The 10,335-nt window shown below is 69.8% G+C and carries 7 protein-coding genes; 1 reads left to right on the top strand and 6 read right to left on the bottom strand.

The window, feature by feature from the left end:
- From EQG76_RS16225 to EQG76_RS16235, 3 genes are all read right to left on the bottom strand, one after another.
- Positions 1-717, bottom strand: a 717-nt coding sequence (locus EQG76_RS16225) for an ABC transporter permease (RefSeq protein WP_159715296.1), incomplete at its 3' end; no start/stop codon positions are given.
- On the bottom strand, positions 698-2,218 hold the full coding sequence (locus EQG76_RS16230) for an ABC transporter ATP-binding protein (RefSeq protein WP_159715298.1): 1,521 nt from the start codon (positions 2,216-2,218) through the stop codon (positions 698-700). The genes EQG76_RS16225 and EQG76_RS16230, both read right to left, overlap by 20 nt.
- Positions 2,215-3,189 carry a BMP family protein gene (locus tag EQG76_RS16235; RefSeq protein ID WP_159715310.1) on the bottom strand — a complete coding sequence of 325 codons (975 nt, stop codon included), beginning with the start codon at positions 3,187-3,189 and terminating at the stop codon, positions 2,215-2,217. Before EQG76_RS16235 ends, EQG76_RS16230 begins: the two co-directional genes overlap by 4 nt.
- Before the next feature lie 280 nt (positions 3,190-3,469).
- Between EQG76_RS16235 and EQG76_RS16240 the strand changes: the two genes are divergently transcribed.
- Positions 3,470-6,292 carry a S53 family peptidase gene (locus EQG76_RS16240; RefSeq protein WP_159715311.1) on the top strand — a complete coding sequence of 941 codons (2,823 nt, stop codon included), beginning with the start codon at positions 3,470-3,472 and terminating at the stop codon, positions 6,290-6,292.
- Positions 6,293-6,311: 19 nt separating this feature from the next.
- Here the strand turns inward: EQG76_RS16240 and EQG76_RS16245 are convergent, their stop codons facing one another.
- From EQG76_RS16245 to EQG76_RS16255, 3 genes are all read right to left on the bottom strand, one after another.
- Complete coding sequence (locus EQG76_RS16245) at positions 6,312-7,865, bottom strand: M10 family metallopeptidase (RefSeq protein ID WP_159715312.1); 1,554 nt, start codon at positions 7,863-7,865, stop codon at positions 6,312-6,314.
- A 121-nt stretch (positions 7,866-7,986) separates the two neighbouring features.
- The gene (locus tag EQG76_RS16250) at positions 7,987-8,976 is read right to left on the bottom strand and encodes a CAP domain-containing protein (protein ID WP_159715313.1); all 990 of its coding nucleotides are present in this window, start codon (positions 8,974-8,976) and stop codon (positions 7,987-7,989) included.
- Between the two features lie 179 nt (positions 8,977-9,155).
- Positions 9,156-10,121 (bottom strand): PRC-barrel domain-containing protein, encoded by a 966-nt coding sequence (locus EQG76_RS16255; RefSeq protein ID WP_159715314.1) that lies wholly within the window; start codon positions 10,119-10,121, stop codon positions 9,156-9,158.
- Positions 10,122-10,335 lie beyond the last annotated feature (214 nt).

Genomic DNA, 10,335 nt, shown 5'->3' on the forward strand with positions numbered 1-10,335 from the left:
TGGGATCCCGGCATGGCGCGCCGCCGGCGCCCCCAGGCCCACCGCCCGCGCCGAGAGGCCGAACACGGTGCGGGCATTCAGGAAGGCGATCGCCAGTGCGGCCAGCAGGGCCAGGACGAAGCCCAGATGCAGGCGGGTGCGCGCCAGGAGCTGTGGCAGGAGGCCGGATTCGGTCACCGGCACCGATTGCGGCCAGCCGAACGCCAGCGGATCCTTCATCGGCCCTTCGATCAGGAGCGAGACCAGCAGGATCGCCACGAAGTTCAGGAGCAGGGTGGTCACCACCTCGTCCACCCCCAGGCGCAGCTTGAGCAGGGCCGGGCCGAGGAGGAATAGGGCACCCGCCAGGGCGCCGGCCAGGAGGAGGAACGGCACCAGCAGGCTAGGCGGCCAGCCCCAATCGGCCGAGCCCAGTGCCGCCACCGCGATGGCGCCGAGATAGAACTGGCCCTCCAGGCCGATGTTCCAAAAGCGCGCCCGAAACGCGACCGCGGCGGCCAGACCGGTCAGGATCAGCGGCGTGGCGCGGGTCAGCGTCTCGGTGATGCCGAGCCGGCTGCCCAGCGCCTCCTGGAACAGGGTGGCATAGGCGGCGAGCACGGGCGCCCCGGCTAGGCCGATCAGCAGGCTGCACAGGACCAGTGCGGTGACGATCGCCGCCACCGGTGCCGCCAACAGCAGGAGGCGTGGGGTCCGCTCACGCCGCTCGAGGCGCATCGCCGTCCTCCCCCGCCATCATCAGGCCGAGCCGCGCCTCGCTCGCCGCCTCGATCGCGAGCGGGGCCGACAGGCGCCCTTTGAAGATCACCTGGACCCGGTCGGCCAGGCGAAAGATCTCGTCCAGGTCCTCGGAGATGAGCAACACCCCTGCTCCGTTGCCGCGCGCCTCCAGCAGGCGCCGGTGAATCTCGGCCACCGCCCCCTCGTCCAGCCCCCGGGTCGGCTGGCTGGCGACGATCAGCCTGGGCTGCTCCACGAGGTTCCGCCCTAGGATCAGCTTCTGCATGTTGCCGCCGGACAGGAGCCGGGTCCGGGTCGTGGGGGTGGCACCGCGGATGTCGAACATCCGGATCAGGCCGGCCGCGTGGTCGAGGGCGGCCTGGCGGCGCAGCAGGCCCAGCCGCGAGAAGCGCCGGTCGCGGATCCGCTCCAGGACCGCGTTCTCGTAGAGACGCAGGTCGCCGACCACGCCTTCGTGGTGGCGGTCCTCGGGGATGTGGGCGAGCCCGGCGGCAGTCAGGGCGGCGTGGTCCAGGCGCGCCACCGGCCGGCCCAGGAGCTCGATCCGGCCGGCCGGCTGTGGCGCGGTGCCGGCGAACAGCCGGGACAGCGCGTCCTGGCCGTTCCCGGCCACGCCCACGATGCCCAGCACCTCGCGTTCGCGCAGGTCCAGCGCGATGTCGTCCAGCAGGCGCCGGCCGCCGGCCTCGACCCGCACGCCGTCCAGCCGCAGGAGGCTCTGGCCGGGCTCGAGCGGCACCCTGGATGCATGGACGACCCGCCGGCCCACCATCAGTTCAGCCAGTTCGGCGCGCGAGGCGCCGGCGGCCGGCCGCTCGGCCACCAGCCGTCCAGCGCGCAGCACAGCCACCCGGTCGGCATGGGCCACCACCTCGTGCAGCTTGTGGCTGATGAAGATCAGGCTCAGCCCCTGCCTCGCCATGCCGCGCAGGGTGGAGAACAGCCGCTCCGATTCCTGCGGTGTCAGCACTGCGGTGGGCTCGTCCAGGATCAGGATGCGGGCATCGCGGTAGAGCGACTTCAGGATCTCGACGCGCTGGCGCTCGCCGACCGACAGCTCCCCGACTCGCTGGTCCGGGTCGACCGGCAGCCCGAACCGCTCCGCCAGCTCGACAAGGCGGCGCCTGGCCGCCCCGCGCCGGCTGCGCCAGGCGGTGAGCTTCTCGGTGCCGATCGTGACATTGTCCAGCACGCTCAGATTGGCGGCCAGCGTGAAATGCTGATGGACCATGCCGATCCCGGCCGCGATCGCGGCCTTCGGATCACCCGGCGGCAGGACCTGGCCGAACGCCCTGACCGTCCCCGCATCGGCCACATAGTGGCCGAACAGGATGCTCATGAGCGTGGTCTTGCCGGCCCCATTCTCGCCCAGCAGGGCTAGCACCTCGCCCCGGCCGAGCGTCAGGTCGATCCCGTCATTGGCGAGGAGCGTGCCGAACCGCTTGGTGATCCCCGTCAGTTCGAGGACCGGGCTCACGTCGGCTGCGAATCGTCGATCTCGACCTCGAATGCGCCGGACTTGATCTCGGCGCGCACCTGCTCCATTGCCGCCACCGCGTCGACCGGCACCATCTGCGGATCGAAGGAGACGTCGTTGCCGCCAAAGCGCATGAAGCTGAACTGGCTGTAGTCCTTGCCGGCTGGCGTGCCGGCCTTCACGTCGGCGACCGCGGCACCCAGGATCGGGTCGAAGATCCAAAGGGCGTTGGCGAACACCGTGCCTGGATAGCGCGGCGCATAGTCGAGCAAGGAGCCCACCGCCAGGACACCCCGCTCCTTGGCGGCATCGGCGGTGCCGATCCGCTCGCCGAACAGGATGTCGGCACCGGCATCGATCTGGGCCATGCCCGCCTCCTTGGCCTTGGGCGGGTCGAAGAAGGTGCCGATGAACTGGACCATGAACTTCGCGTCCGGCCGCACCCGAGCCACGCCGGCGCGGAACGCGTTGATCAGCCGGTTGATCTCCGGGATCGGGTAGCCGCCCACCGCACCGTAGGTGTTCGTCTTCGACACGGCCGCCGCGAGCATGCCGCACAGATAGGCGGCCTCGTGGTTCCAGGTGCCGAACACGCCGAGATTGGGCTCCTGCGCCTTCAAGGACGAGCCCATCAGAAAGCTGGTCTCCGGATAGTCCTTGGCCGCTTGGCGCGCCTCGCGCTCGACGCCATAGACCTCGCCCACGACCAGCCTGGCACCCTGCTCGGCATACTGGCGCATCGCCCGGACATAGTCGGTGTTAGCGACCGATTCGCTGAACACATACTCAATTGTGCCGGCTTTGTTCGCGTTCACCAGCGCCTCGTGCAGTCGGGAGTTCCAGGCGTTCTCGACCGGCACAGTATGGATGCCCGCGACCTTCAGCCGCTCCTGACCGAGGGCCGGGCGGACCAGGTTCAGGGCTGGGATGAGGGCCGACGCGGACACGAGGTTGCGGCGGGAGATCGACATGGTTCCTCCGGGGCGGGCTTGGCGAGTTCAGCGATGCTGCCGGCCGATCTGTCAAGGTGGCAGCGCAGGGCGATCCGGGCTATCGCAGCGTCGCTCCTCCGGACCCATGCCGCAGTGCGGCAGCGGCCGGGCCTTCACGTCAGCACTGCGGAAGACATCCCGATCTCGTGAAGCTTTGGTGAAGGAGGCAGCCGTGCCTTGATCCAGTAGCCAGCCGACGGTTGATTGCGGCCGCACGAATTACAATTTCGCTTCTGTTGAAGATCCCGAGGACGTGGCATTGGCGACCATCGAGAACTCCACCTATCTCGACCTGACCTCCTACCGTGCCACCGACAAGACCAGCGTCGCCGAGGTCTTCGATCTCGATGCTGCCGCGATCGAGCAGGCGGCGGCCGACACCACCGTGCGGGTGGCGCTGACGCTGGAACGGGCCGAAGATCCCTCCTCCCTGCTCGCCGCCGACTGGGCCACCCGGCAGGCGAAGCTCGCCGAGATGAAGGCGGACGGCTCGCTCTGGTCCAGCTTCGGCGCCGATCCGGCAAACCATGCCGGCGTGGCGGCGGAGCTCTCGGCAGCCGGCTACCGCCTGCTCGATGCCGAGGACGGCTACGTCGCGTCCGCCGAATCGCGCACGGTCTGGGTCGAGCTCGATGCACGGCAGTTCGACGAGCTGTTCGGCACCAAGCTGATGGTGGCGGATGCCGACGACCCGGCCAGTTCCTTCCTGTTCTGGAACGGCGATCTTTCCCTGCCAGACGAGCTGGCCGGCGCGGTCGAGGGCATCTGGTTCGACTTCGGCGCCCCGGATGCCGCCAGCGGCCTGGTGAACGGCGAGGTGGAGCTGCCCGACGGCGCGCAGAGCATCGGCAATGGCACGGGCGCCATCCAGAGCCGCTCGCCCGCCGAGATAGCCGAGCTGTTCCACTTCCCCATCACGGACGAGGAGGTCGAGACCGGCCGGATCGGCCTGATCGAACCCGGCATCGGCGCAGCCATGCCCGAGGATTCCGCGATCAGCTTCCAGGAAGGGCTGGACAACTACCGCCAGGAGATCGGGCTGGATGGGGCCGGGCGGTACTACGTGGTCAACGCGGCGCAGCAGGCGTGGGACCCGGACCTGGCGACCGAGCGCTCGCTCGATGTCGGGGTGGTCGCGGGTGCGGCACCCAACAGCGAAATTGGGCTCTATGCCGGCAGCGGCGTGAACGGCACCGTGTTCACCGCCTACCAGAGCGCCATCTGGGACGAGCGGCATGATCCGGGCGTGCTGTCGTCCTCGTTCAGCGACTTCTCGATGCCCTCACCGGATTCGCCGTTCGCGGCCGCCTACCAGGGACTGTTCGTCGACGCGGCGCTGCGCGGCCAGTCCGTGTTCATCGCCCTCGGCGACGGCGGTTCCGGCGGCCTGATCGGCAACGGCCTGACCAATGTGGAATCGATCAGCTCCAGCCCCTTCACCGTGGCAGTCGGCGGGACCTCAGTCAGCACGGTCGCGGCGGCTGCCGCCGACGACACGCTGCAGGACCTGATAGCCCGTGCGGAGGACGGCGAGCTGGACCTGCTCCAGCTCCTGGTGGCCGGTGGCCTGCAGGAGCTGCCCGCGGACGCCCCGGACACGGCCAAGCTCGTCGAGACCGTCTGGAACGAGTATTTCCGCTCCGGCGACCGGCTGCTGCCGGGCTACGATTCCAACGCGGCCACGGCCGGCGGCGTCGACCCGAACCAGCCCACGCCCTGGTACCAGGAGGCGTCCGGACTGACGCCGACCACGACGGACCCGCTGAAGGAGACCGGCCGCGGCGTGCCGGACGTGGCGGCACCCGCCGGCGGCAACCTCTACTACTTCACCCCGGCCGACGACCTGCAGAGCTTCGACAATCTAGGCGGCGGCACCAGCGCGTCCGCGCCGTTCTGGGCAGCGCTCGGCGCCCAGATCAATGCCGTGTTCGACGACCAGGGCCTGCCGCGCCTGGGCTACATGAACGACCTGCTCTATGTCGCCGCCACGGTGGCGCCAGGGGCCTTCAACGACATCCAGCTCGGCAACAACACCTCCAGCCACGTCAACGCGCCGCCGCTCGACGAGTTCTCGGACGAGACGCCGGTGCCGACCGGGTTTGGCTACGAGGCGGGTCCCGGCTACGACCTAGTGACCGGGCTGGGCTCGCCCAACGGGCTGCTCCTGACCCGGGCACTCACCACCATCGCGCACAGCCAGTCCGGCCCGGCGCAGCCGGGCGTGCTAGACCTGGACGATGGCAGCAGTGCCCTGGACCAGTCCCTCCTGCTGCAGCCTTCGCTGGCCGGAGCGTTGGATCTAGAGCTGCAGAGCGGCGGGGATGGCTATCGCTGGAACGGCGCACCCGGCTCGCCCCATGCCTGGAGCAGCCAATTCGCCCAGCAGGCCTTGCAGGGCGACTTCTCCGCGGACCTCGTCCGGCTGTTCGACGAGGCGAGCCAGGGCCAGGCGCTCCAGATCGATGCGAGGCAGGGCGACGAGCTCGGTGTCGGCATCGGTGGCGAGGACGCGGCCAGGTTCCGCGAGGCGCTCTCGAACGAGTACGGCTTCGTCGACTACACCACGGCCGACCTCGACAGCGCGCTGCGGGTGGCCCGTTCGGTCGCGGTCGCGGAGACCGCCGGCGATGCCGACGGCCAGGAGGCGGTGGTGCGCGTCCGCCAGAACGGCAAGCTGGAGTCCTCCCTGCTGTTCTACGAGGTCGACGACCTGCTCGGCACGATCGACGGCCTGGCGCCGGGCGATGCCGGCTATGCCGAGGCGAGCCTGGAGCGCGGCTACGAGACCGGGTCCGGCGAGCGCTGGATCAGCGGCCCAGGCTTTGGCGAATATCTCGAGACCAGCATCCTGGACGTGGACGACGGCGACCTGATCGCCATGCGGCTGAGCAACAAGGAGGGCGAGTTCTGGGGCTTCGCCCAGGCGAACGAGCCGGAGGATGGCCAGCAGGTGGCGCATCTTTGGAACTACGGCCTGAACACCTGGGGCTGGGAGGACATGCGGGGCGCCGACTTCGACTATAACGACATCGTCGTCCAGCTCGATTTCGTCAGCACGAGCGGCCGGGCGCTGGTCGCCTGACCGCCCGACACCGCTGCGTTCACGAGGTGAACCAGTCCGCCCGCACGCCCGTGGCCCCCACCAGCAGCACGTCGTGGCCGTTGACCAGGGCGAACGAGGTGTTGCCGGCGCTGGTGGTCGTCGATGCCAGGAACTGGCCGACGCTGTAGCCGCCGCGCAGGAGGATCTGGTCGATGCCGGCCTGGAAGTCGGTGATCCGGTCGCTGCCATCGGCGTCCGGCTCTAGGACGAACCGGTCGCGCCCGCTCCCGCCGGTCAGCACGTCATCGCCGGCTCCGCCGTTCAGCAGGTCGTCGTCGGCACCGCCGCCCAGCAAGTCGTCCCCGGCACCGCCCGCCAGGATGTCGTTGGCAGAGCCGCCATGGGCGACGTCGCTGCCGGCACCGCCGCCCAGCCGGTCCCGGCCGTCCCCGCCGAACAGCTGATCATTGCCGGCACCGCCGTCCAGCACGTCGGCGAGGCTGCCGCCATTGAGCAGGTCAGCACCGACATCGCCGAAGAGCTGGTCGCTGCCGCCCAAGCCTAGCAGCCGGTCGTCGCCACCATTGCCGATCAGCACGTCCGCGCCGTCGAACCCGGCCAGGACGTTGTCTGCCCCGTTGCCGGTGATGCGGTCGTTGCCGCTGCCGCCATTGGCGTTCTCGATGATCGTGCCGAACGCCGTGCGCAGGGAGCGTGGCAGTTCCGCGTAGTCGCCGTTCGGCCCCCACCAGGAATATTCCCAGCCCACCAGACTCCAGGCCCCCTGGCGCAAGTCGACCTGCACGTTGCGCACCTGATTGCCGAGATCGAGCAGGTCGGTGCCGCCGTCATCCACCAGCGTGGTCAGCATCAGCGGATCCTGTTCGAACCGGTACACGTCGTTGCCGGTGGCATGGGCGCGGGCGCCGTAGAGGAAGCGCAGCGCATCGACGTCATAGGCCGACAGCCCGTCCGGGAACACGAACGGCCAACTCCCGCTCGCCGGCGCGTCGCCGGGGAACACGCGGTAGCTCATCAGCGTGCCGCCCAGCCAGTCCTCGCCGAGCGCCATGCTCCGGCTGCCCTCATGGGGATGCTTCAGGCCCAGCGCGTGGCCGATCTCGTGCAGGGCGGTCATGTAGTCGCTGCCGCCCGGCAGGAGGTCCTCACTGGGCGTGCCGAACCACCAGGGCAGCCAGACGTCGCCCGCAACCGGGCTCTCGTGCGGCAGGAAGCTGTAGGCGCCGCCGGCACTGGCCGATTGGGCGAAGCGCAGGACGCCCACGCTGGCGGCACCGTCCGCGACCGGCACGAACCGGACGTCGACGAACTGCTCCACATGGTCGAGTGCTGCACGGATCGCGGCGCGCTGTGCGCTGCCCATCGTCACCACGTTGGCCGCGTCGACACTACCGTCATACTCGGCCGACCAGGTGGAGCCGGGCCCGGCAAAGCTGTAGCTGACCACCAGCCCGCTGCCGGCTTCCTCCGTACCGAGCCTGGTCCCGCCCAAAAGCGCGTTGCGCACCCGCTCGCCCGGATCGACTTGGTCGAGAATGAAGGTGAACGGGGTGGAAGCCCCGGTATGCACCGCGCCAAGCGCCTGAACCATGACTGAACCTATTGGCAAGAGGTCCTGTGGACCGGATATCTGCCCACGATCCTGCCATGCGTCGCGTCGCGCGAATACATCCTACGGGTCACAACCCTGAGGATAATATCCACCCCGCAGCTCACCGATCCGTGCGCAGGCGACCGAGCACCGTCACCGCGCTCTTGCCGCCGCTGCCGTTGGCTTTCGCCGCAAACCCTAGATGGGTCATGTCCGGGCTCAGCAGAACCTGGCCGGTCTCGGCACCGTCCAGCCACTGGCGGCTGAACCAGTCGGCATCGGCCGCATCGAGCTTGGCCCCGCAGCCGCTGCAGCCGGCCGAGCTCAAGGCCAGTGCAGCCCAGCGTTCTCGTTCCTCCGCCGGCAGCGCTGTGCCCAGGTCGTCCGCCGGCATGGCGGATTCGACTCCGGGCTCGGGGAGGACCGCGCCGGCCACGGCGTCCAGCACGTCGCTCGCGGCCAGTTCGGGCAGGCCACGCTGACCCCTGGCAGCGTTCACCAGCTCCAGCACCAGCGCCCCGGCTTCGTCCTGCGACACTGGCCGGGCCGGCTGGCCCTCTGCCTGCCCCGGCGAGCGGCTTGGCCCGGAGAAGGTCTGCACGGCCACCAGCCGGTCACCCTCCACGGCAATGCCGTAGCCGAACTGGTCCAGCTCGGGGGTGAGGAGGTTCTCCCGGTGCCCCGGGCTGTTCATCCACCCTTCCTGCAGCGCCTCGATGCGGGCCGCATCGATCTCGGCCGGGCAGCCAGTGCACTGGGCGAGGTTCTCGGCGACCACCCGCCCCTCCGGCCCACCATGCTCCCGGTAGCGGTCCTGGACGTTGCGCCCGTCAGGCGATTCGTGGGCGAAATAGTTCCGCGCCAGCATGTCGCGGGCATGCGCCTGGGCAGCCTGGTTCAGCGGTTCCGTCAGCTCTAGCGGCGCCAGCCCATGCTCGTCGCGGTCCGCGTTCGCCGCGACCAGGGCCTGCTCCCGCAGGGCCGGGAGATTGTCAGGGTCGGCGGCCAGGACCGGAGCTGCGCCCAGCAGCAGGAGGGCGATGGCCATGGTGGCCACCGGCCGCCAGCGCTGCGGCTGCTCGGTGAGCAGCCACAAAGTGTTACGGATCACCGAGCGGTCCAGCCGATGCCACCGCCAGCACGAACAGCACCACCCTGCCCCGCTTGGGTGTCATCATCACGCCTCTTCCCGCGTGGCTGCCCTTGCTTCGAGCAACGCCGGGGTTATGGGCCGGTTCCAGGGTCCGGACGGACCACCACACCTGCGGCCCGCCACGGGACCGCACTAGCCTACTGCTGTTGACCCTGCTGCGGCACGGCCTGATCGCCCAGCGCCTGCGACCAGTATTGGTCCAGCTCCTGCGCCCTGTCGCCCTGCCCGCGGAATTCCGGCGCCTGCTCCATGGCGTCCCGGCTCACCGGCAGGAGGATGGTCTCCAGGCCGGGCGTTGCCCGCAACTGGTTCCACGGTACCACCACGTCACGCGCACCCAGCCCGAGGAAGCCGCCGCTCGCGATCACCACATACCGGATCTGGCCGGTGGCTGGATCGACCACGATGTCCTCGACCTGCCCCAGATTCTCGTCCTGGGCGTTGCGGACATCGGTGCCGACCAGATCATCGGTCTGGACCGAGGCGGCCACCTCGTTGATCGGGCGCGCGTTCACGATCTGCTCCTGGCGCCAGCCGGTCACCTCGTCCGGGTTCACGCCCAGTTCCTGCAGCCGTCCGACATATTCCTCATAGACCGCCTGGGTCGCGTTCAGCACGGTCTGGCAGCCCTGCTGGTCGCCGCGCTGCGCCAGGATGCCGGCCGCCCGGTAAAGCGTGCCGATCTCCTCGGAGGGCCGCGTCTGCCAGCCAGTATCGCCCCACGGGGTCACGGGTGCCTGGGATGGCAAACCGGCCTCCTGGCCCGCACCGGCTGCGGCTCCGTCGACCGGGGGCGGTGTCGTCGCGGCCGTCCCGTCGCCGGCCGGCGGAGCGTCGACCGCCGGTGGGACATCGGCCGGCGTGGCGCCGCCGGCCGGAGCCATCGCGCCGGCCCCCAATCCGCCGCGCCAGCCCGAGAGCCAGTAACCCTCCTCCTGCATCCGCTGACCAAGGGCCTGCAGGTCATCGCGGCACTGCTGCGCCTGGGCGGAGCGGTCGCCCGTCTGCTGGTTCGGCGCCCCTTCGGTCTGCGCCATGGCGACGCCGGCCGAAGCCGCAGTCAGCAGTGCGGCGGCAGAGACGCTCATCAAGTCCATCTTCATGGCCTGACCTTCTCGGTAGAGTGTTCGCTCGGTGCACCCTGCAGGGCACACCATTTCCCAAACGCACAATCCTAACCGGTCCCAAAAATTTCTTCATCTATACATGCTGCTCTCGGCAGGCGGGGTCCCATGCCCGCGGATCCAGGCCTACCTCGCGGGGCGGGCCGGACGGACGGACGGACCGGCGCCCAGGAGTGAGGCGGCCACCGAGCAC

Origin of the sequence: Geminicoccus flavidas, from assembly GCF_009806515.1 — a bacterium.
Taxonomy (GTDB): domain Bacteria; phylum Pseudomonadota; class Alphaproteobacteria; order Geminicoccales; family Geminicoccaceae; genus Geminicoccus; species Geminicoccus flavidus.

Coding starts and splice junctions, on each gene's coding strand:
- EQG76_RS16235 (WP_159715310.1), bottom strand. CDS start 3,189: ATGTCGATCTCCCGCCGCAACCTCGTGTCCGCGTCGGCCCTCATCCCA.
- EQG76_RS16245 (WP_159715312.1), bottom strand. CDS start 7,865: ATGGTTCAGGCGCTTGGCGCGGTGCATACCGGGGCTTCCACCCCGTTC.
- EQG76_RS16255 (WP_159715314.1), bottom strand. CDS start 10,121: ATGAAGATGGACTTGATGAGCGTCTCTGCCGCCGCACTGCTGACTGCG.